The sequence below is a fragment of the Lichenihabitans psoromatis genome, assembly GCF_004323635.1.
In the GTDB taxonomy this organism is placed as follows: Bacteria; Pseudomonadota; Alphaproteobacteria; order Rhizobiales; family Beijerinckiaceae; genus Lichenihabitans; species Lichenihabitans psoromatis.
In genome coordinates this window covers 2,989,615-3,011,460 of the sequence record NZ_CP036515.1, presented here as the reverse complement: position 1 = coordinate 3,011,460, position 21,846 = coordinate 2,989,615, and the positions used below count along the sequence as shown (strand labels likewise).

Annotated in this window: 20 protein-coding genes; 15 read left to right on the top strand and 5 right to left on the bottom strand. The window is 65.4% G+C overall.

What is annotated here, in order from left to right; genetic code table 11:
- Nucleotides 1-53: 53 nt before the first annotated feature.
- On the bottom strand, nucleotides 54-242 hold the full coding sequence (locus EY713_RS13940) for a hypothetical protein (protein ID WP_131115776.1): 189 nt from the start codon (nucleotides 240-242) through the stop codon (nucleotides 54-56).
- Between the two features lie 142 nt (nucleotides 243-384).
- On the opposite strand from EY713_RS13940, the gene EY713_RS13935 reads away from it, so the two are divergent.
- Entirely contained in the window at nucleotides 385-882 is a 498-nt protein-coding gene (locus EY713_RS13935; RefSeq protein WP_165491138.1) for a copper chaperone PCu(A)C, read from the top strand.
- Between the two features lie 7 nt (nucleotides 883-889).
- On the opposite strand, the gene nhaA is transcribed toward EY713_RS13935, so the two are convergent.
- Nucleotides 890-2,095: a Na+/H+ antiporter NhaA gene (gene nhaA, locus EY713_RS13930; protein WP_131115773.1), complete on the bottom strand. Its 1,206-nt coding sequence runs from the start codon at nucleotides 2,093-2,095 to the stop codon at nucleotides 890-892.
- Nucleotides 2,096-2,198: 103 nt separating this feature from the next.
- On the opposite strand from nhaA, the gene EY713_RS13925 reads away from it, so the two are divergent.
- The 6 genes from EY713_RS13925 to EY713_RS13900 all read left to right on the top strand — a co-directional run bounded on the left by EY713_RS13925 (nucleotide 2,199) and on the right by EY713_RS13900 (nucleotide 13,106).
- Entirely contained in the window at nucleotides 2,199-4,115 is a 1,917-nt protein-coding gene (locus tag EY713_RS13925; RefSeq protein WP_131115771.1) for an acyltransferase family protein, read from the top strand.
- A gap of 107 nt (nucleotides 4,116-4,222) precedes the next feature.
- Entirely contained in the window at nucleotides 4,223-5,134 is a 912-nt protein-coding gene (locus EY713_RS13920; protein WP_131115769.1) for an ImuA family protein, read from the top strand.
- Nucleotides 5,034-6,728 (top strand): Y-family DNA polymerase, encoded by a 1,695-nt coding sequence (locus EY713_RS13915; RefSeq protein ID WP_131115767.1) that lies wholly within the window; start codon nucleotides 5,034-5,036, stop codon nucleotides 6,726-6,728. Before EY713_RS13920 ends, EY713_RS13915 begins: the two co-directional genes overlap by 101 nt.
- Nucleotides 6,729-6,732: 4 nt before the next feature.
- Nucleotides 6,733-10,365, top strand: coding sequence for an error-prone DNA polymerase (locus tag EY713_RS13910; RefSeq protein ID WP_131115765.1), 3,633 nt, complete (start codon nucleotides 6,733-6,735; stop codon nucleotides 10,363-10,365).
- 97 nt (nucleotides 10,366-10,462) lie between these two features.
- On the top strand, nucleotides 10,463-12,097 hold the full coding sequence (locus EY713_RS13905; RefSeq protein ID WP_131115763.1) for an ABC1 kinase family protein: 1,635 nt from the start codon (nucleotides 10,463-10,465) through the stop codon (nucleotides 12,095-12,097).
- A 91-nt stretch (nucleotides 12,098-12,188) separates the two neighbouring features.
- Nucleotides 12,189-13,106, top strand: coding sequence for an MBL fold metallo-hydrolase (locus EY713_RS13900; protein WP_425374313.1), 918 nt, complete (start codon nucleotides 12,189-12,191; stop codon nucleotides 13,104-13,106).
- A 63-nt stretch (nucleotides 13,107-13,169) separates the two neighbouring features.
- On the opposite strand, the gene EY713_RS13895 is transcribed toward EY713_RS13900, so the two are convergent.
- Nucleotides 13,170-13,949 (bottom strand): DUF1499 domain-containing protein, encoded by a 780-nt coding sequence (locus tag EY713_RS13895; RefSeq protein WP_165491137.1) that lies wholly within the window; start codon nucleotides 13,947-13,949, stop codon nucleotides 13,170-13,172.
- Between the two features lies 1 nt (nucleotide 13,950).
- The gene (locus EY713_RS13890) at nucleotides 13,951-14,679 is read right to left on the bottom strand and encodes an HAD family hydrolase (protein WP_131115760.1); all 729 of its coding nucleotides are present in this window, start codon (nucleotides 14,677-14,679) and stop codon (nucleotides 13,951-13,953) included.
- 137 nt (nucleotides 14,680-14,816) lie between these two features.
- On the opposite strand from EY713_RS13890, the gene EY713_RS13885 reads away from it, so the two are divergent.
- From EY713_RS13885 to lpxK, 8 genes are all read left to right on the top strand, one after another.
- Nucleotides 14,817-15,788 carry an extensin-like domain-containing protein gene (locus EY713_RS13885; protein WP_131115758.1) on the top strand — a complete coding sequence of 324 codons (972 nt, stop codon included), beginning with the start codon at nucleotides 14,817-14,819 and terminating at the stop codon, nucleotides 15,786-15,788.
- Nucleotides 15,789-15,951: 163 nt separating this feature from the next.
- The gene (locus EY713_RS13880) at nucleotides 15,952-16,152 is read left to right on the top strand and encodes a hypothetical protein (RefSeq protein WP_131115756.1); all 201 of its coding nucleotides are present in this window, start codon (nucleotides 15,952-15,954) and stop codon (nucleotides 16,150-16,152) included.
- A gap of 84 nt (nucleotides 16,153-16,236) precedes the next feature.
- Nucleotides 16,237-17,136: a metallophosphoesterase gene (locus EY713_RS13875; RefSeq protein WP_131115754.1), complete on the top strand. Its 900-nt coding sequence runs from the start codon at nucleotides 16,237-16,239 to the stop codon at nucleotides 17,134-17,136.
- Between the two features lie 95 nt (nucleotides 17,137-17,231).
- The gene (locus EY713_RS13870; protein WP_131115752.1) at nucleotides 17,232-18,041 is read left to right on the top strand and encodes an inositol monophosphatase family protein; all 810 of its coding nucleotides are present in this window, start codon (nucleotides 17,232-17,234) and stop codon (nucleotides 18,039-18,041) included.
- 184 nt (nucleotides 18,042-18,225) lie between these two features.
- On the top strand, nucleotides 18,226-18,471 hold the full coding sequence (locus EY713_RS13865) for a DUF4170 domain-containing protein (RefSeq protein WP_131115750.1): 246 nt from the start codon (nucleotides 18,226-18,228) through the stop codon (nucleotides 18,469-18,471).
- Nucleotides 18,472-18,495: 24 nt separating this feature from the next.
- On the top strand, nucleotides 18,496-19,230 hold the full coding sequence (locus EY713_RS13860; RefSeq protein WP_131115748.1) for a lysophospholipid acyltransferase family protein: 735 nt from the start codon (nucleotides 18,496-18,498) through the stop codon (nucleotides 19,228-19,230).
- Nucleotides 19,227-20,522 carry a 3-deoxy-D-manno-octulosonic acid transferase gene (locus EY713_RS13855; RefSeq protein WP_131115746.1) on the top strand — a complete coding sequence of 432 codons (1,296 nt, stop codon included), beginning with the start codon at nucleotides 19,227-19,229 and terminating at the stop codon, nucleotides 20,520-20,522. The genes EY713_RS13860 and EY713_RS13855 overlap by 4 nt, the downstream gene beginning before the upstream one ends.
- Complete coding sequence (gene lpxK / locus EY713_RS13850) at nucleotides 20,522-21,511, top strand: tetraacyldisaccharide 4'-kinase (protein ID WP_131115744.1); 990 nt, start codon at nucleotides 20,522-20,524, stop codon at nucleotides 21,509-21,511. Before EY713_RS13855 ends, lpxK begins: the two co-directional genes overlap by 1 nt.
- Here lpxK and EY713_RS13845 read toward each other — a convergent pair.
- The gene (locus EY713_RS13845) at nucleotides 21,508-21,735 is read right to left on the bottom strand and encodes a DUF2093 domain-containing protein (protein WP_131115742.1); all 228 of its coding nucleotides are present in this window, start codon (nucleotides 21,733-21,735) and stop codon (nucleotides 21,508-21,510) included. The two genes, lpxK and EY713_RS13845, sit on opposite strands and share 4 nt — an antisense overlap.
- Nucleotides 21,736-21,846 lie beyond the last annotated feature (111 nt).

The window sequence follows — 21,846 nt, the reverse complement described above, 5'->3', positions numbered from 1 at the left end:
TTCTGTAAGCCGCTGAACTTAACGTTTCGGAAAGCTTCCGGCCGCCTTTACCATCATGGCAAGCGATCGGTGCAATCGCGACGCCCGGAATCGAGGCAATTCTGCATCGCATTATGCTGGACAATCGCCTGAAAAGCACAATAGACGCCGCCGATCAAAATCACGACGAAGATCAGGGCTGCGACGGTCGAGCGGCGTCCGCCGCCGACATCGGAATTTTTTCGGGGATCATGCTCCGCCATAAAGTCTCCGCCTATAAAGCGCCGTATCTGCTTTATGCAGGGCAGCCGAGCCGCCGTCCTGACTATTTTTCGAGCCGCAGACCCATGCGACCGCTTAGCAGGAAACGCGCTGGATCGATCTGCCATGCAAGGAAGAGTAGCCATGTCTCCATTTTGGGCGACCGTTATCGGATCAGCTCTCCTCGTGAACGGCGCGGCGGCCGCCAGCCTCGTCACGCCTCAATCCTCGTCAGCCCCATCGCCGTCGTCCGCCATTCTCATCTCTGCTTCGATGCAAACCAACGAGGTCTATCTCGTTGGCTATCTGCGGATCAGCCATCCGACAATCCTCATGGGCCAAGAGGACGGCACGAAAGCCAGCGCTGTTTTCACCGTCGAGAATCGAGGCTCGACAGCGGATCGCCTCGTCGCTGCCACGATCGATACGGTCGCCTTGTCGGACTTTGCGTTCGGACCCAATGGCGGCGCCGCGATGGAAATTCCAGCCGGCGCCCAGGTGGACCTGACGCCCCCGGCCATGCATCTGCCGCTCGACGGCCCTCACGGCCCGTTGAAGGACGGCGACCGCCTGCATGGTTCGCTGCGCTTTGAACGCGCCGGCAGCATCCCCGTGGATTTCACGGTCCAGTCCGCGCCGTGATGCCGCATCACGTGAGGCGCTGACCTCGCGACGTCGTGGACACCCGGCGCGGAGCCAACCGCAACACCAAGGCACCGGCGCAGGCCGACAGGATCGAACCCAGCAAAACACCGATCTTGGTATCGGTCTGAAATTCCGGTGTCGCCGCGAAGGCGAGCAGCCCGATGAACAAGCTCATGGTGAACCCGATACCGCAGAGCAACGCCACGCCGTAGATGTGTATCCAACCGGCCTTCGACGGGCGGCTGGCGATCCGGGTCGTCACCGCGATCCAGACGCTGCCCAGGACACCGACTTGCTTGCCGAAAAACAGGCCAAGCGCGACCCCGAGCGTCACCGGATTGGTCAGGCCCGCAATGGCGTCGGCACCGATCGAGACACCCGCATTGGCAAAGGCGAAGATCGGCAGAATCAGGAACGCCACCCACGGTGACAGGGCCTCTTCCAAGCGATGCAGCGGCGACTCGTCCGCGTGTTCGCCCATCTGTCCCGCCGCCTCGGCCGGGATCGTCAGCGCCAGCAACACGCCCGCGATCGTCGCATGAACGCCGGAGCGCAGGACAAGCCACCAGAGCAATGCGCCGATCAGCAGGTAAGGCCACAAACGCCGGACGCCGAACCGATTCAGGCCGAACAGCGCCACCACGGCCACGGCCGCCGCGCCCAACATCGGCAACGACAAATCGGAGGTGTAGAACAGCGCGATGATCAAGACGGCCCCAAGGTCGTCCAAGACCGCCAGGGCGGTCAGAAACACCTTGAGGGAGGCCGGAACGCGATCCCCCAGCAAGGCCAGCACCCCAAGCGCGAAGGCGATATCGGTGGCGGCCGGAATGGCCCACCCGCGCAGAGTGGCGGGCTGCGCGAGATTGATGCCGACGAAGACGAGAGCCGGCACGATCATGCCACCGACCGCTCCAATGCCGGGCAGCGCCCGGGCGCGCCAGGTTCTGAGTTGTCCGTGTAGAAACTCGCGCTTGATCTCAAGCCCGACCAGCAGGAAGAACACGGCCATCAAGCCATCGTTGATCCAATGCAGGGTGCTGAGGCCGCCGGCATGCGCCTCCAGCGTACCGGTATAAAGGCTCGCCAGCGGCGAATTGGCGACCACGAGCGCCAAGGCCGCGCAGGCCATCAGCACGAGGCCGCCGCTGGCTTCGCTGTTCATGAAGGCGCGAAGCGCCGATCGCACACGTCGAAGAGGCAAGGTCATGAAAAACGGTCTGCCAGCAATCCCATGCTGGTTCTAGTGGACAGTCGCGCTTTTGTCCGCCAGATGAGGCGGCCCTGCGGTTCATCAGCGTCGACGAGGTGAGATGCACGTCAAACCCGCGCCCGGCGCCGCGCGGTTCGCCCCGAACACCTCACCCCGCCCCTACCGGGCCGATATCGACGGGTTGCGGGCGATCGCCGTCATCGGCGTCATCCTGTTCCACTTCGGGTTCTGGCCCCCCGGCGGCTATACGGGCGTCGATCTCTTCTTCGTGATCTCCGGTTTTCTGATCGCCTCGATCCTCGACACCGAGACGACGCGAGGCACCTTTTCGATGGTGTCCTTTTACGAGCGTCGGGCCCGGCGAATTCTGCCGGCCTTCCTGCTGGTGCTGATCGTCTCGGCGCTCGCCAGCACGACCCTGCTGCCGAACGACCTCAAGTCGATCGGTCTCGGCTTCATCAATGCCGCGACTTTCACGTCGAATATCTACTTTTCGACCCTGGCGAATGATTATTTTGCGGCAGGTGGCCTCGCGGTTCAGCCCACCCTGCACACATGGTCCCTGGCGCTCGAAGCCCAGTTCTACATCGTGTTTCCCTGGCTCTGGCTCGCCGGGCTTCGACACCCCGGATGGCGTCGGACGGGGTTCGTGATCCTCGCCGGCCTCTCGTTCGCGGCGAGCCTGTGGGGCGTCGCGCATCGACCGGAAAGCACCTTCTATCTGCTGCCGACCCGCCTCTGGGAGTTTTTGGCCGGGAGCGCCTTGGTGCTGATCCCTGCGATGTCGCGCCTCGGGCCGGTGGTCCGCGCCGCACAAGCCTGGCTCGGGCTCGGGTTGATCGCGGCCGGCTTCCTGCTGCTCTCCCCCGCCACACCGTTTCCCGGGGCCGCCGCGCTGCCGTCTTGCCTCGGGGCCGCGCTGCTGATAGCGGCCGGCAACGGACCTCACCAGCCGAGCGTGAACCGCCGTCTTGGCGCGGCTCCGTTGGCATTCGTCGGGCGGCTGTCCTACGCGCTTTATCTTTGGCATTGGCCCGTCCTCATGCTGGCCGGTTACGGGCGCACGACCCCGCTGCCCTTCGCCGAACGGCTGGGCCTGATCGCCCTGACGGTGCTGCTGTCGCTTCTGTCGTGGTGGCTCGTCGAGCGCCCCATCATCGCGCGGCGCTGGCTCGCGGGACGACGGAGCTTGCTCGCGGCCTGTCTCGCTGGGGTGATCGGGGCTGCGGCTCTCGGCCTCGTGCTCAATCTGGTGGGGCAGGACAAACTCACACTGACCCGCCTGCCCGCGCCCGTCCTCACCCTGGCGAACGGGCAATTCGACACCGTCAAGGGCGAGTGCCGGCCGAGCGACATGCACGCCGACGTTTGTCGATGGGGTCGGCCCGGTGTCGAGCCGACCGTCGCGGTCTGGGGCAACTCCTTCGCGCGCATGTGGGTGCCGGCGCTCGGCCTCGCGGCCGACCCGCATCGGGTGGCGGGCATCAGCCTGCTGCTCAGCCGCTGCCCGCCGCTTCTCGGCGTGAGCGTCCCGGATAGTCCTGGCTGCGCCGCTTTCAACAAGGAGGCGCTCGCCTTCATCGAGGCCCACCCCGCGCTCAAAACGGTGCTGATCGGCGGCAATTGGACCTCCTTCACGCACGATCTCCCGGCCCTCGGAGACACGATCGCGGCGCTCACCCAGCGCGGTCGACGGGTGGTCGTGATCCTGCCGTCGCCCGCAGCGCTTTATGACGTGCCGCGCAGCCTCGCGCTGGCAGCATTGCACCACGAGCCCCCGCCGCCCTTGCAGAGCGAGGCTGCGGCACGCGCCGCCCTGGCCGGGACGACCGCGATCCTATCCGATCTGCATAAGACGCAGACATTCGAGACGATCGATCCCTTTACGGCCCTCTGCGATGGCGCCACCTGTGCGGTCGCGCGCGAGGGTCACGCGCTTTACGCCGATCAGGACCATGTGACGCGGTTCGGCTCGACGCTTTTCCCCAGCTTGTTCGATCCTCTCTTCGCGCCGTAGAGAGGCGGCCTCGCGATCGCCAAAAGCCCGGACTCTTTCGCTTGACTCCCACCCCGAACCCCGGAATCTATAAGAACAAATAGAGAACGAACTTGAGGCTTTGACCGATGTCGCCGAGCGGCAGAACGGAACACGTCACCTTTTTGCGTGCGGCCATCGCCAGAATCGAGGCGGGGGTTCCGGCTGCGGACGTGCGCGCCATGCGGATCGGCACGGTGACGCCAGGCCCGTCGCCGCGGCGGCCCGGCGCGGCCCGGCGCGGCAAGCGGCTCGTTCCGCTCGGCTCCGAGGGGCTGGATGGCCTGCTCGGCGGTGGACTCAGGGCCGGCGCATTGCACGAAATCGTGCCCGAGACGGCGCGGGATGAAGCGGCTGCCTCGGGTTTCGCGCTGGCGGTGGCATCGCGCTGCCTCGCGGGGAGCGGCATGCTGATCTGGATCGTCGACGATCGCGCCGCCAGCGAGAGCGGCGATCCCTACCGGCCTGGGCTGCAAGCCCATGGCCTCGACCCGGACCGCATGATCGTGGTGCGGACCCATGGCGCCGACCAAACCCTTTGGGCGCTCGAGGAAGCGCTCCGGGCCGGAGCCTTCACGGTGCTGGCCGAACTCTGGGGCGGTCAACATTACGGGCTCGCCCCCTCCCGCCGCCTCGTTTTGGCGGCTCGGGCGCGCGGCGGAACCGGGCTGCTGCTGCATGCCGGACTTCCCGGCGCCGCCACCCTGTCGAGCGGCAGCGAAACGCGGTTCGCGGTCGCGGCGCATCCCAGCCCGCATCTCGCCTCGGCTGGGGGCCGCATGCCAATCCCCGGCCAAGCTGTCTTCGGGGTTCGGCTCGACAAGCTCCGCAACGCCGCGACCGACTTCGACACGAGCCGCATTCATCCCCTTGTCTGGACTCCCGAGCAGAGGTGCTTTCATGACCACGACCTATCTCTCGGTGTGGCTTTCTCATCTGCCGACCGATCGCCTGAAGCGGCTCGGCCCCGGCCTCAAGCGCAACGGCGGGCGAAGCGGTGACGCGCCGGCACAGCCCGGCCTCGTCACGCTCGCCAAGATCAAGGGCGCGCAACGGGTCGTTGCGGTCGATGCGGTCGCGGCCGCCCATGCGGTCAAATCCGGCATGACGCTGGCGGATGCGCGGGCCATTCATCCCGGCTTGGCGGTCGCGGATGCCGATCCAAGAAGCGAGGCGGCGACGCTCGACGCCATCGGCGCATGGTGCGGCCGGTTCACCCCCCTGGTGGCGCTCGATGGAGCGGACGGTCTAGTGCTCGATATCGGCGGGGCCGCGCATCTCTTCGGCGGCCCGGAGGCGCTTGTCCGGCTGCTCGAAAGTGGCCTTGCGGCTCAAGGCTTCACGGCGCAGGCCGCCATTGCGGAAACGCCCGAGGCCGCCTGGGCTTTGGCGCGCTTCGGCACGGTCAAGATCGCGCCGGTCTCGACCGGCAAGGACTTCGCCAAACAGATGGCGGCCTTGCCGCTCGCGGCCCTCCGGCTCGAGCAAGCGACGATCCAGTCGCTCGCACAGGCCGGTTTGCGCCGGGTCGGCGATCTTGTCTGGCGCCCCCGCGCGCCGCTCGCGGCCCGGTTCGGCAACAGGCTGTTCGAACGGCTCGACGCCGTGATGGGTCAACTGAAAAACCCCATCTCGCCCCGCTTCGACCCGCCCGCCTTCGTGGTCGAACAGGTGTTCGCCAGCCCGATCGCACAACGCGAGGCCATCGAGGGAACGCTGCTGGCCCTGTCGGGTCACCTCTGCGGCTTGCTCGAACGCCATCAGAAGGGCGCGCGCGGTCTGGTCGCCACCTTGTTCCGGGTCGATGGCGTGGTGAAGCGTATCGCTGTCGGCACCAGCCGCCCGCTCGATCAGCCCGACGCCATGGCGCGGCTGTTCCGCGAGCGGATCGACGCCATAGGCGAGGATGGATTGGACACCGGCTACGGGTTCGATCTCGTTCGCCTCGCGGTCCACGAGGCTGAGACGCTCCCGCTCCAGCAAACCGATCTCGTCCCCGAAGAAGAGGCCCTGCCTGACATCGAGGACCTTGGCGATCTCGTCGATCGGCTCGGGGCGCGGCTCGGCTTACGCCGGGTGACGCGGCTGCAGACCGAGGACCGACATGGCCCCGAATTCGCCGTCATGGCGGTCCCGGCCGTAACCGTACCGATGATGCCTGCGGGCTTGGACCGCCCCTTTGCCAAGCCGACACGACCCAATCCGGATCCGCTGAGCCGGCCGATCCGGCTGTTCGCCCGTCCCGAGCCCATCGAGACCATCGCGGGTATTCCGGACGGACCGCCGGTCCAGTTCAAATGGCGGCGCAACACCCATGAGGTGACCGCCATTGAAGGGCCGGAACGGATCGCGCCTGAGTGGTGGAAGCACGATCGCAACGACCGCTTGGCGGAGACGCGCGACTATTTCCGAGCAGAAGACCGCCATGGCCGGCGTTTCTGGCTGTTCCGCGAAGGCTTGTTCGGGTCCGGCCAGCAGGCCTCGCACCAGGCCTCGCATCAGGCCTCGAATGACGAACGGTCCTCCGATCACGCCCCTCTCTCGCCGGAACCGTCACGCCTGCCGCGCTGGTATGTTCACGGCCTCTTTGGTTAGCGCTATGCCCGTGCCCTCTCATCCCCGCTATGCGGAATTGGCCGTCACGACCAATTTCAGCTTTCTGCGCGGGGCATCGCACCCCGAGGAATTGGTGGCGCAGGCACATGCCTGCGGTCTGGCCGGGATCGGCATCGCGGATCGCAATTCCATGGCCGGCGTGGTCCGGGCCTATTCCTACGCCAAGCAGCGCATTCCGCTCGACGATGGGTTCCGGGTCGTGACCGGCGTCCGCCTGATCTTCGACGACGGCACCCCGGACATTTTGGCCTATCCGACCGACCGGGCCGCCTATGGGCGACTGACGCGGCTTTTGACGATCGGCAATTCGCGTGCTGAAAAAGGCTCTTGCGTGCTGTTCCTCGACGATCTCGTGAGCCACGCGACCGGCTTGCACGTGATCGTGATGGAAACGTCTACGGCCGAGCCCGGTCCCGCCAAGCCGCGCGTGTGGCCACAACTCGCTGACGATATCGCGGCCAGCGTGGTCCAGGACCGGATGCTCGACACCGAGGTGGTGCACGACAATGTCGTGGCTTTTCCGGGCATCGTCCTTTCGCAACCGCGTTCCCCCACGGCCGGCGAAGCGGCACAGGATCGCCTCGCTGCACCCGACACGGCGTCGACCACGCATGCGACGACAAACAAAGCCGCCGACCTCGGCCCGCTTCTCCGCAGGCTCCAGGCATCCGGCGCGGCGGTCTGGCTAGGCGCCACTCTCACCTACGGCCCGGGCATGCGAGCACGGTTGGCCCAGCGGGCCAGGCTGGCGCGAACCACCAAAGTGCCGCTCCTCGCCACCAACGACGTGATGATGCATGTGGCCGAGCGGCGTCCCTTGGCCGATGTGCTGACCTGCATCCGCGAGAAGACGACCCTCGATGCGGCAGGCCGTCGGCTGCACGTCAATGCAGAGCGGCACATCAAGCCACCGGCCGAGATGCAGCGGCTGTTCTCCGAGGTTGCCGAGGCGATCGCGGAAACCGATCGCTTCCTCAGTGGGATCGGCTTTTCGCTGAGCCAGCTCGAATATGATTACCCGACCGAGTTGCGTGAGGGATTTGCGACCGAGCAGGAAGCCTTGGAGGCTTTCGCCAAAACCGGGGCGGCGTGGCGCTACCCGGCCGGCGTGAGTGAAAAGATATGGAACGCCCTCAAGCACGAACTCGCCATCGTGGCCGAGCTCAATTACGCGGCTTATTTCCTGACCGTCCACGACATCGTCCGTCATGCCCGCTCGCTCGGCATCCTGTGTCAGGGGCGTGGCTCGGCCGCCAATTCGGCGCTCTGCTTCTGCCTCGGCATCACCGAGGTCGATCCGATGGTGCACGACCTTTTATTCGAGCGGTTCATTTCGTCCTCGCGCGACGAGCCACCCGACATCGACGTCGATTTCGAGCACGAGCGGCGCGAGGAGGTGATGCAATATATTTATACGCATTACGGCCGCCTCCATGCGGGGCTGACCGCCAGCGTCGTCACCTACCGGACCCGATCGGCCATCCGCGAGGTCGGCAAGGCCTTCGGATTGTCGGACGATACGGTGGCGGCCCTATCGGGAACCGTTTGGGGCTATTGGTCGAGCAGCGTCGATGGCGCGGAGGCGCGCCGCATCGGGCTCGACCCGTCGGAACCGCGGCTCGCAGCGGCGTTGCAACTGGCCGACGAACTCGCCGGCTTTCCGCGTCATCTGTCGCAGCATACGGGCGGCTTCGTCATCACCCGCTCGCGGCTCGACGAGGTGGTGCCGATCGCCAATGCGTCGATGAAAGAGCGCTCCACCGTCGAGTGGGACAAGGACGACCTCGACGCCCTCCGCATCCTCAAGATCGATATTCTGGCGCTGGGCATGCTGACCTGCCTGAAGCGCGGCTTCGATCTCCTCGAAGCCCATTATGGTGTGAGCATCCCGACGATCGCGACCCTGCCGGCCGAAGAGCCTTGCGTCTATGCCATGATTCAGCGTGCCGACACGATCGGCGTGTTCCAGATCGAGAGCCGGGCGCAGATGTCGATGCTGCCTCGGCTCAAACCGGCCAGGCTTTACGATCTCGTGATCGAGGTCGCGATCGTGCGACCCGGTCCGATCCAGGGCGACATGGTGCACCCCTATTTGCGGCGACGGCAGGGGCTCGAAAAAGTCGAATATTTCATGCCCGAGCTCGAAGCGGTGCTGAAGAACACGCTCGGGGTTCCGCTATTTCAGGAACAGGCCATGAAGATCGCGATCGTGGCGGGAGGGTTCACGCCGTCCGAAGCCGACGAATTGCGGCGTGCCATGGCGACCTTCAAGCGCGTCGGCACCATCGGAACGTTCCGCGACAAGATGGTGAACGGCATGATGGGACGTGGCTATCCGGAGGATTTCGCGCGCCGCTGTTTCGCCCAGATCGAGGGCTTCGGCACCTATGGGTTTCCCGAAAGCCATGCAGCATCCTTCGCGCTGCTGGTTTATGCTTCGTGCTGGATCAAATGCCGCTACCCGGACGTGTTCGCCTGCGCGCTGCTCAATTCGCAGCCCATGGGGTTCTACGCTCCCGCCCAGATCGTCAGGGATGCGCGCGATCATGGTGTCGAAATCCGCGAGGCCGACATCAACGCCTCGACCTGGGATCATGGGTTGGAGCCCGGATCGCCCAGAAGCGTCGCCAAGATCCATCCGCGTCATGGCACGATGCGGGACGACATCCTGGGCGATCGGGCGTTGCGGCTCGGTTTTCGCCAGATCAAGGACCTGCGCCGCCCCGACATGGATCGGCTGGTGGCCTGTCGGGGCGAGGGATATGATTCGGTTCGTGACCTGTGGCTGCGCGCCAAACTTTCGCTGTCGGCGCTCGAGAACCTCGCCGAAGCCGATGCGTTCCGCTCCCTCGGGCTCGATCGGCGTGATGCGCTCTGGGCGGTGCGCGGGCTCAACCGGGCGGGCGACAAGGATGACCTCCCGTTATTCGCGATCGAGGCTTCGGGTCCGGCCAGCGATGGCGCGGGCGAGGCCGAAGCGGCGCTGCCGCCGATGCGGCTCGGCGAACATGTGGTCGAGGATTACCGGCACATGTCGCTATCGCTCAAAGCCCATCCAGTGGCCTTCCTGCGGCAGGATCTCGTCAGAAAGCGCATTCTGCGCAGCGAGGAACTGGCGGGTCAGGCCCTCACGGGCCGGCGCGTCACGGCCGCCGGTCTGGTGCTGGTGCGGCAACGCCCCGGCTCGGCCCATGGCGTGATCTTCATGACGATCGAAGACGAAACGGGCGTCGCCAACATCATCGTGTGGCCGAAGGTGTTCGAGCGTTTCCGCTCCGCCGTCATCGCGGCGCGATTCGTGGCCATCACGGGCAAGCTGCAGAACGAGGCTGGCGTCATCCATATCGTGGCCGACACGATCGTCGACCTGACGCCGATGTTGGCCGCCTTGTCGGAACACGGCCCCGCTATATCGGACCTCGCCCGCGCCGACGAGATCAAGCGCCCACAGACTTTTTCGTCGCAGAAGCGTGACCACGGCGTCGAGCTTGGGCTGAAAATTGGTTTTCCGCTCGCGTCGAACAGCCGCAATCCGCCAAACGACCTTCAAACCGCCATTGTACCGGCCGAGAGGGAGGTCGCGAGGGTGATGCCCAAAGGCCGCAATTTCCACTAACGGCACGACGACACCTAATTGCGCTCCCGGACGTTGCCCGTCGGGAGCGATGCGGGTATCGCATCTACATACGGTTCGGGGTCGATGCGATGTTCATATGCTGAAAACAGCCTTCGTCGCAGCCCGAGACCGGCGCCGTCTTCAGGTGATCGCCGGCGTTCTTATCGGTTACGGGTTCAGCAAGGTCGTCGACCGGCTTGGGCTCCACCACATCGCCCGATTCGCATCACGCGCCACCCCCAAGGTGGATGTCACGCGCCTTTCCCGTCCGCAGCGGGTGCGATTGGCCATCGAGGCGCTGGGTCCCACCTTCATCAAATTCGGACAGATCCTCGCCAGCCGCCCCGACCTTCTGACCCCGCAATGGACGGAAGAGCTCGGCAAGCTGCACAGCCAGGTCTCGCCGGTGCCGTGGGAGCACATCCGCAGCCAGATCGAGGCCGACCTCGGCGGCGATCCGCATGAAATCTTCGCGGAATTCAATACGACGCCCATCGCCTCCGCATCAATCGCGCAGGTCTACCGTGCGCGCCTGCAGACCGGCGAGGATGTGGTCGTCAAAATTCTCCGACCCGGCCTCCGCAAGATCATCGAAGCCGATCTGCGCCTGATGGCCCATGGCTCGCGTCTTGTCGAAAGCGAGTGGCCCGAGATGGCCCGCTACAAGCCGCAAGAGCAAATGCGGCACCTCGCGCATGGCATCAACGGCGAACTCGATCTCGCCAACGAAGGCCGCAACTGTGAGCTGCTGGCCTCGCTCTTCTCGGCCCGTGACGATGTCATGTTCCCGAAAATCTATTGGGAATGGACCTCCGAGCGCGTGCTCGTGCAGGAGTTCATGCACGGCATCTTCCTCAACGATTACGAGGGGCTGAACAACTCCGATCTCGACAAGACGATCCTGGCTCAGAAAGGCACCGACGCCTTTCTGCAGATGGCTCTGATCGAAGGCGTCTTCCACGCGGACCCGCATCCAGGCAACATCCTGGCTCTGCCGGGCAACAAGATCGCCTTCATCGACTTTGGCATCATCGGTCGTCTGTCGCAGCGCCGGCGCGACCAGCTTCTGGTGCTGATCGGCTCGATGCTGAAGAAGGACGCCGATGGCTTGATGGCGGTCCTCCTCGAATGGTCGGGCGTTACCGCCCCGGACCTCGCCAAGCTCGAAGCCTCGTCCCAAGCTTTCGTCATGCGTCACTCAGGGGCGGTCCTGAACCTTGGCTTGGTTTTGACCGATTTCATGACGATGGCACGCGAAAACGACCTCGCCATGCCGACCGATCTCGCCGTGCTGTTCAAGGGCCTCATCACGGCCGATGGCGTGATGCGGCAGCTCGACCCGAAATTCGATCTGTTCACGGCCGCCGGTCCCACGGTTCAGAAGACGATCGACGCGCGCTTCTCCTTCAGCGGTTTCAAGAAGAAGCTCGAATCCGTCGGCGCGGGGCTGTTCACCGCCGCCTCCGACCTGCCGAGCCTCGTCCATCTGATGCTGGTCCGCCTGAAACAGGGTCGGATGACGGTCGAAATCGAAATCAAGGGGATGGACAAGCTGGTCCACGGGATCGAGCGGGCGGCGGCGCGCGTCGCGGTCGCGCTCGTGGTGGCAGCCTTCTCGATCACGCTGGCGCCGCGCCTGATCGATCTTGGCAAGCCGGCCGTCGCGACCGTCAGCGTCATCGTGTCGATCATCGGGCTCGGCTGGCTGGTGCTGCTCAGCCGCAAGAAGTGACGCAAAACCCTCGACCGTGTCGGGTTTGACCTTGCTGCGCCAGCAACTGGAAGCCATGTCGAGGGAGATGAGACAGTTCCCGAGGCGTTCCGTGTCGACCCAAGACGATGATGTTCCGCTCGATCAAACGATGAACGCGCGTCCGGACGAATTGCAAGCCGTGTCGCCGCTGATCCGGCGCATCGTCGCCGATAATGGTGGACCCTATACGTTCACCGGCACCTGTACCTATGTGGTCGGGCATGGGTCGGTTGCGGTCATCGACCCCGGCCCGGACGACCCGCGCCATCGCGATGCCCTGCTGACCGGTCTCTCGGGTGAAACGATCGCCCATATTCTTGTGACCCACACGCATCGGGACCATGCCCCCGGCGCGGCAACTCTGGCGGCCGCGACGGGAGCCGAGATCGTCGGCTGCGCCTCCTATCGCCCGGCGTCGCTCAACTTTGGCGACATGGATGCGGGCGACAAAGCGCATGACGTCGCTTACCGGCCCGATCGGGTGCTGCAAGACGGCCACCGCGTCGCGGGCGTCGGTTACGATCTCTTCGCGGTCGCGACACCCGGCCACGCCGCCAATCATCTCGCCTTTGCGCTCCCACAGGAGGAAGCGTTGTTTTCCGGCGATCACGTCATGGCTTGGTCGACGACGGTCGTGGCGCCTCCGGATGGCTCGATGCGAGCCTATATGGCATCACTCGATAAACTTCGGGCGCGCGCCGATGCGGTCTACTGGCCCGGCCACGGCGGCCCAGTGCTGAACCCGCAGCGCTTCGTCCGCGGCCTCATTCATCATCGCCGCCACCGCGAGACCGCCATCCTGCAGCGGCTGAAGGCAGGCGATCATCGCATCGAAACACTGGTCGAGCGGCTCTATGCCGGGCTCGCGCCGGCCCTCAAAGGAGCCGCTGCGATGTCGGTTCTGGCACACCTGCAGGATATGGCCGAGCGCGGCCTCGTGATGGCGACCGGAGCGCCCCCGCTCAAGGCCAGCTACGTTCCGGTCTAAGTCAAAAGCCCTCGGGCATCTGCTGTCGGGGCAGCCCCGGCGCCACAAGTGGCGGGGCGACCATCATTGTTCGTCGACCGCCGCTTGCAAAGCGTTCGAGAATTCGACGATCCGAGCCGCGTTGGTGCCGAGATCGGTCCATGGCGCTCGCGAGGCGGAGCGAATGTCAACGCGCGACTGGCTTGCCGACACGCCGGTAATCCGGATCGTGACATCATCCGCAAATCCCATCACGAGGCTCCGGGCCACGGCATCGATCCGCCCCTGTGGAAGACGCGCGGTCGGAGGCTGCTGATCGACGATGGCCCAGCGCCGTGCACTGATCAGCGATACGACCATTGTATAGGCCTCGACGGGCGGAAGATCGATCGTCACCGGCTTCACGTCGGGATAGGCCGCTGATTGCAGGCGGGTCGCCGCCTCGGGCGGTTGCTCATGGATCGCCCCGCGCCGCGCCGTCACCGCCTTGGCCGAGGTCGCGAACACCAGCGGCTTGGTCGCATCGGTCGTGATGTCGTGAAGATCCGGCATGGGCATGGCCTTGATGGCGAGCCACGTCGGATAGGCCAGCAGCAGGATCGCCAGAGCCGTCCCCCCGAGCGCAGGGCCTATCCCAGGCCGACCGGTGCGCCAGACCACGACCAATGCCCTGAGAGCAAAGATCGGCGCCGCGAGCCCGAACACCATCGCGGTCGCGAGAACCGCCAAGGCCTCAGCTGGATCGAACACGCCGGCCCGCGACGCCACGATCGCGATTCCGGCCAAGACCAGGCCGAAAAGGGCGCAGCGTCGGCTCCACACGGCCGCGCGGGACACAGGTTCCGGAACGACGATACGGCGCATGTCAGGCCAGGCGATCCAGCAGCGCCGGCAAATCGGCGATGCTGGCCAGCACATGATCGGCGTCAGGCGCCAGCACGTCGCGACCCATCGGGCCACTCAGCACAGCGATCGCGATCGCACCAGCGGCACGCGCCGCGTGGAGATCGTGGGGGGTGTCCCCGACCAACGCGACCCGGTTGGGCGAGACGCCGATCTGGCGCGCGAAGGCCAGCACCATGCCGGGTTCCGGCTTGCCGCCATGCCCGGAATCATAGCCGGCGACAAAATCCATGTGAGCATCGAGTCCGAGTGCCCTCAGATGGTCGCGTGCATTGGCCTCCGCGTCATTCGTCGCGAGCCCGAGCCGCAGACCTCGCCCGCGCAGCGCGTCGAGCACGGCGACCGGATCGCCGATCGGCATCAGAGACCGCAGGGTCTCTGCCGCGAAACGCTCGTTCAGGTCATGCATAAGTGTCGGGTCACCCAATCGGCCGAGCGGACCGCCCCACGCCGCCAGGATGTCTGTGGTGGTGCCGGCGATCATCATGGAGGTTGGACGAAACCGGCGGTCATCGATAGAAAAATGCATGGCCTCGGACAAAGCCGTCACGATGGCCGTGTCGCCGCCGCAGAGATCGTGCATCACCGCGAAAGCAGCACGACCCCATGTCTTGTCGAAGTCGATCAGGGTCCCGTCCTTGTCGAACAGGATGCCGGCCAATAGCCCGCGCGATGGCGTCTGTGCAGACATCGGTTGAACCGCTCCTCTAAATCCGCGACGCTGGCGTCGGGCCGAGACGATTCCCGACATAGGCCCTCACCCGAGGGTCTAACCCCGATCAGCCGTGGTCGTCGATCCGCTTCGGCACGAAAGCGAAACCGCACGCGATGAGTAGACCACCCTCGAGACGCGATGTTCCGGCCCGCGCGCGCCGTGAGGACGGTGCCGAAAGGGCCTTGATGGTCACTGGTTTGGCGCTCGTGATCCTCTCGTTGGGGGCCCGCATCGAACCTGCATCCGCCGATGTTCCGCTGCCTCCGGTCCGGCCCACGCGCGCTGAGCCGCAATCGCGCCCGCCGGTCCCTCAGCCTGAAGCGCAGCCTCCGCTTCCGCCTCAGCGGCCTAGCGGCCCAGAGGTGCCCGCGTCGAAAACCCCGGCTGCGGCCTCGCTTGGCCCGTCCTTACCTGGGATGCCGAGCCTTGCGCCGGTTCCGCCACAGGCGACCGGCGCCGCCCGACCGAGCGGCGATGCCGCAGCGCCGGAGGAGCCGGCAAAGGTCGACATCGCGGCCGAGGAACTGGTCTGCGCGGCCCTCTTTTCGAGCGGCAAGGTCGTGGCCCGCGCCAGCGAGCCCGTGTCCGGCCCGGGGGGATGCGGCATGGCGGCGCCGATCGAACTCTCGGCCGTCCTCGTGTCGCCAGGTGTCCGCGTCGCCTTCGAGCCGCCTGTCGCCATCAATTGCGCGCTCGGAGCCGTGGTGGCCGATTGGGTGCGGGACGATCTCGTGCCGACCTTCGAAAAAGCGGGGAAACCTCTGCGCGCTTTATCGAGCACGTCGGGTTACGCGTGCCGGGGTCGAAACCATGTCGCGGGGGCCAAGCTGAGCGAGCACGGACGCGGAGACGCGATGGATGTCGGCGGGTTCAAGGTTGCGGATGGCAGCATGATCGGGGTGAAGCAGAGCGGCACCCCGGTGCTGGCGGACGTCAAGCGAACAGCCTGCCTCCGCTTCCGGACGGTGCTGGGCCCCGGGTCGGACGGCTATCACGAAAGCCATATGCATGTGGACCTCGCCAGCCGCCGCCACGATTATCGCATCTGTCACTGGGATCTGCCGGACATGACCGTCACCCATTGACGATTCCGGCCGAAATCAACAGTCCCATGCGCGCGATGCCCCGTCCTGGAACGTCGGATCGCAAGGGTCCTTCAGCTTTTATTAGAAATGCCGCTTCAAGTTTGACTCAACATTCACCAGTCCGGACGGTCCTGCTGGTGTCAGCGCGTTGAGGCAAAACATCATGAACGAGTCCCAGCAAAATCCAGCCCAAGGCCCGAAGGGCGAAGATGCACGCGACCTGCAAACCCGCCTGTATCGTGAGATCGGCATCTCGGCCGTGGCGGCGGCTCTCCGCTTCACCACGCAGACTGAGCCCGGCCAGCATCGCTCGACCCAGCGGCCTCGCGCCTCGATCCTGCGGGAAGACCATCGCGCCGCCTGAACCCCAGCCCGCGTTACGACGTCACACGCGATGTAACGGCGCGGCGGTCGCGACAAAGCCCTGGTTTCGATCTATATCACCGCGATGATCAATCGACGGCAACTGCTGATCGGAGCCGGAACCCTTGGGCTCGCTCCGTTCGGACTGGCGAGTTACGCTGTGGCGGTCGAGCCGATGCTCAGCCCGCGCGTCACCTCCTATGCCCTGACCCCGCCGGGTTGGCCTCAAAATCTGCGTCTGCGCATTGGTGTCATCGCCGATATCCATGCTTGCGAGCCTTGGATGTCGGCCGAGCGGATCCATGGCATTGCGATGTCGGTCAATGCCCTGTCGCCCGATCTGATCGTGCTTCTGGGCGACTTCAACGCCGGCCATCGCTTGGTGAGCGGACCTGTGTTTCCGGCACAATGGGGCGATGCGCTTTCGGTGCTGCGCGCCCCGCTTGGCGTCCATGCGATCCTCGGCAATCATGATTGGTGGCACGGCCCCGTTCCGGGTATGCCGGGCGGTGCCGAAGAGGTGCGCCGCGCCCTGCGTCAGGTCGACATCAACCTGCTCGAAAACAGCGCGGTCTCGCTTCGTCACGAGGGGCAATCCTTCTGGCTGGCGGGTCTCGCCGACCAAATGGCCCATATGATCGGCCGGTATGATAGCCGCGGCGCAGACGATCTCGGCGGTACCCTCCGGTCGATCGGAGACGACGATCCCATTCTGCTTTTGATGCACGAGCCCTTTCTATTCCCGCGCGTGCCCAATCGGGTGTCCCTGACGCTTTGCGGCCACACGCATGGGGGCCAGATCAATGTTCCGTTGATCGGGACGCCATTCGCACCATCTCGACGTTACGTCTATGGCCACATCGTCGAGGGCGGACGGCACATGATCATCTCGGGCGGCCTTGGGGAGTCAGGGGCGCCGATCCGGTTTCGCGTTCCCCCGGAAATCCTCCAAATCGATCTCGGCGCGCCCCTCGTATCGAGCTGATCGACGAGGCCGGTCGACCGGGCCTTGCCTTGCGGGTGAGGGTTCGGTAGAGCCGGCATCGGCGGTCGCCTTCTTCTCTTTCGTACCGGCTCCCCTTGGCTCACGTCTCCACGAGCGATCTCGACGGCACTCTGACGCTGTTCCGCGATGCAGCCATCGGGGCATCCGAGATCGCGTGTCGCTACTTCCGCCCAGGTGCGCGGACCTCCGCGCGGATCGACTATAAAGACGGCGGGTCCCCCGTGACCGAAGCCGATTTCGCCGTCGATGCCTATCTGCGTGAGCGTTTGACCGAGGCGATGCCCGGAGCCGCCTGGATGTCGGAGGAAACGGTCGATTCGGCCGAGCGCCTCGAACACGACCATGTTCTGATCGTTGATCCGATCGACGGTACGCGGGGTTTCGCGGCCGGCGATGCGCGCTGGGCCGTGTCGATCGCTCTCGTGACGAAGAGCCGACCCACGGTCGGCATCGTGCACGCGCCAATCCTCGACCAGAGCTTCACGGCGATCCTCGGACGCGGCGCAGCCTGCAACGGCGTTGCAATCCATCCCTCGAGCCGACTGAGCCTCGATGGCGCCTGTATCGCTGTTCCGGGCGATCTTGCGAATCATCTGCCGCAGCCACTCGCCTTTCGCGTTTCGCCGAAAATTCCCTCGTTGGCTTGTCGGTTCGCGCATGTGGCGGCGGGATTTCTCGATGGCTGCATCGCTGGCGCCAACGCCCATGATTGGGATATTGCGGCTGCTGATCTCATCCTCATCGAAGCGGGCGCGCAGTTGACTGACCGGCACGGCCAGGATCCTGCTTATAATCGGCGCTCGCCGCGCCATTCCATGCTGATCTGTGCCGCACCCCCCTTGCAGCAGGCGCTGATCCGCCTGCTGCAGCGGCCGGAAGACTGACGGCGGCCTCAGCATCGGCATCGCGTGATGCACGCAAAGCCTTTGCCGTCTCAGGCGCGGAGCGCTATGGCTGAACTTCACCGGCTGAATCAAGAAAAGCCCAACCGGGCCGGCCCCGCGCCGGTAACCGGAGCAGCTCGGATCGACGATCGCGCGATCGTGGGTCCGACATACGGAGACTCCCATGTCCACGTCCAACTCCCCGCAGCTTCTGCACCTTGTCTTCGGAGGCGAATTGACGAGCCTCGACGGCACAGAATTTCGTGACCCGACCAAAATCGACATCGTCGGCATCTTCCCGAATTTCGCGAGCGCCCAGGTGGCATGGCGGTCGCGCGCTCAATCCAGCGTCGATAATGCGATGGTGCGCTACTTCATCGTTCACCTGCATCGCTTTCTCGACCCGGCAACGGCTCAATCGCGTGGCTGACAATCCGTCAGGCGATGCTGGTTCATGCTGAAGAAGCTCGGACGGACGCGACCGGTTCAGGAAACCGCCGGCTTTCTGGCGAGCGTCTATCTGCGGCTTGTGAAGGCGACGAATCGCTTCGTGCAAGATCCACCGGACTTTCTCGACGCGATCGGCCCGGATCTGCCGGTGATCGCTGCGATGTGGCATGGCCAGCATTTAATGATTCATTATGCTTGGCCAAAGGGCGCGCGGGTGTCGGCGCTGATTTCGCGCCACCGCGACGGGGAGATCAATGCCGTCATCCTGCGCCGCTTCGGCGTGCGGGCGATCCGTGGGTCGGGCGGCGAAGCCTCTAAATCCCGTCGGCGCGGCGGCGGCGCGGCGTTGTTGAGCATGACGCGCGCGTTGCGCGAGGGACAGACCATCGTGATGACCGCCGACGTGCCGAAAGTGGCACGTCAAGCCGGGCTCGGTATCGTCGCGCTCGCCCGTCTCTCCGGACGGCCGATCTACCCGATCGCCGTAGTGACGAGCCGACGCTACGATTTCAAATCATGGGATCGGGCAAGCCTCGGCAAGCCCTTCGGCAACGGCGCTATGGTGCTCGGCGACCCCATTCGGGTCGACCGAGACGCGGATGCGGACGCGCTCGAACGCGCGCGTCGAGCCGTCGAGGACGGGTTGGACGCGGTTCATACGCGCGCCTATGCCCTGGTCGGCGGTCGCGACCCGGGGCAGGCTCTCGCGGATATGCGGCGCGCCGGCACCGCCCAGTGAAGGAGCGTCGTAGTCTTCTTCTTTTGCTCTACCGTGGCGGCAGCCGCTTGCTCGGACCGGCGGCCGGCTCGTTTCTGCGACGGCGGGAGCGTCGCGGCAAGGAAACCCTGAGCCGCCTCGGCGAGCGCATGGGGTTGGCCGGAGAGGCCCGTCCCGAGGGTCCCATTGCCTGGCTTCACGGCGCAAGTGTCGGAGAAGGGCTGGCGCTCCTGCCCCTGATCGAACGGCTCACGACGCGGGGCTTCGCTGTTCTGATCACGACCGGAACCGTCTCGTCCGCCGCCATCCTCGGGCAGCGGCTTCCACCCGGTGCCATCCACCAATTCCTGCCGCTCGACATTCCGCGCTTCGTCAGCCGCTTTCTCGATCACTGGCGGCCGGATCTCGCGATGCTGGCCGAATCCGAACTCTGGCCCAATCTCATCGTCGAGCTTTCCAAACGAGATGTGCCGCTCCTTCTCGTCAACGCGCGCCTTTCGGCCCGATCATTCGCGCGCTGGCAGCGATTTCCCCGCTTCATCAGAGCGGTGCTCGATCGCACGACACTCTGCGTTGCACAAACCAAAGAGGATGCTGATCGTTTCAAGGCGCTCGGCGCCCCGACCGTGACGGTGGGCGGCAACCTTAAATTCGACGTGCCGCCGCCCCCGGCCGACCGCGATCGCGTCAGCGATCTCGCCGGTCTCATCGGATCGCGACCGGTGTGGCTCGCCGCCTCGACCCATGTGGACGAGGAAGCCATCATGCTCGATGTCCATCGGCGTCTGCTTCGCCGTTTCCCGGATGTGCTGACGATCGTGGTGCCACGTCAGACCGAGCGTGGCGGCGCGATCGCCGAGGCGGCCGCGAACCTTGGCCTTCGCGCCGCGCTGCGCTCACGGAGCCAGACACTGGATCACCAGACAAATGTCTACGTCGCCGACACGATGGGCGAACTCGGTCTGTTCTACCGATTGACCGGCGTCGTTTTCGTCGGCAAATCGCTCGCGGGCGGCGGAGGACAAAATCCGATCGAGCCGGCCAAGCTCGGCAGCGCGATCCTGCATGGACCGCTGGTGGCGAATTTCGCCGAGGTCTACCGCACACTCGATGCGGCAGAGGGAGCCGCCACGATGGCCGACGGCAAAGCTTTGGCCGATACGTTGACGGCCCTGCTGTCGGACGGGGTGAAGTTGCGCCGCATGGCGCGCGCCGCCGCCGATGCGGTCGAGCGCCATTGCGGCGCGACCGATCGAACCATGCGGGCAATCGAGCCTTTCGCTAAACGCGTGTTTGCGCGCCAGGGACTCTGATGCGGGCGCCGACCTTCTGGTGGCAGCCGACCGCCTCGGTCGCGGCCACGTTACTGCGGCCAGTGGGCGCGATCTATGGCGGGCTCACGGCACACCGCATGGCACGCCCGGGCTGGCGCGCGCCGGTCCCGGTGATCTGCATCGGCAATCTGGTGGCCGGCGGCGCCGGCAAGACGCCGACCGCCATCGCGATCGCGCGATTACTGATCGACATGGGCCATCGCCCCGCCTTTCTGTCGCGCGGCTATGGCCGACGGAACCCTAAGCGCGACCCCTTCGTGGTCGACCCCGATCATCATGCGGCTGAGGACTGCGGCGACGAACCCCTGCTGCTGGCGCGCGTCGCACCGACGATCGTTGCGGCCGACCGATTGACTGCGGCCCGTCTCGCCATCGAGGCCGGAGCGGATGTGCTGGTGCTGGACGACGGTCTTCAAAATCCGGCGCTCCTCAAAGATGTCTCGATCGCGGTGGTGGACGGCGGGTCGGGCATCGGCAACGGATTATGCCTCCCAGCTGGTCCCTTGCGGGCGCCGATCATGCGTCAATGGCGGTTCGTGTCGATGCTCTGCGTGATCGGCGGCGGTCAGCCGGGCGAAGCCGTCGCGGGCGAAGCCGAGCGCGCCGGAATACCCGTCACGACTGGACGGCTCGATCCGGATATGGAGACCGTCGCGATGGTCCGTCACCGCCGCTTGCTGGCCTTCGCGGGGATCGGACGGCCCGAAAAGTTCTTTGCGACCCTCGATGCCTTAGGGCTCACAGTGGCCGATCGACTGAGTTTTCCCGATCATCACGTCTATGGTCGCGACGATCTCGCGCGGCTCACGCAGGCTGCGGAACAGATCGACGCGACGCTGATCACTACCGAAAAAGATCGGGTGCGGCTTCCGCCGCGCTTCGAAACCTTGACACTACCGGTACGGCTCGCCTTTGACGATACGGTCGCGATCCAGGCCCGGCTTGCGGAGGCGTTCAGCCGAGGTTAGTCGGCGATTTTGTCTCGCAGGCCCAAGCGGACCAACTTGGCATCGGGACTCGCGTAAGCTTCCTGCAAGGCGACGTTCCAATAGCGCAATTCCTCGAGCGGGATCGGCTCCTGCGTGACGGCGCAGCGCACGAAAGAGCCGGGCCTGACGACGCGGAAATCACCATCGAGATACTGCACTTCGGCCTCGACGGCGGCGGCGGGACGGCGCTCGAAACGATTCATCTTGTCAGCATCCAGAGAAGCCGAGCCCGAGGGCCGGTCGAATAAGGTATGGGTCTTCGCGAGATATAAGCCGTGCTCGGCCGCGAGCCAACAGGCCCGTGCCGTCGTCGG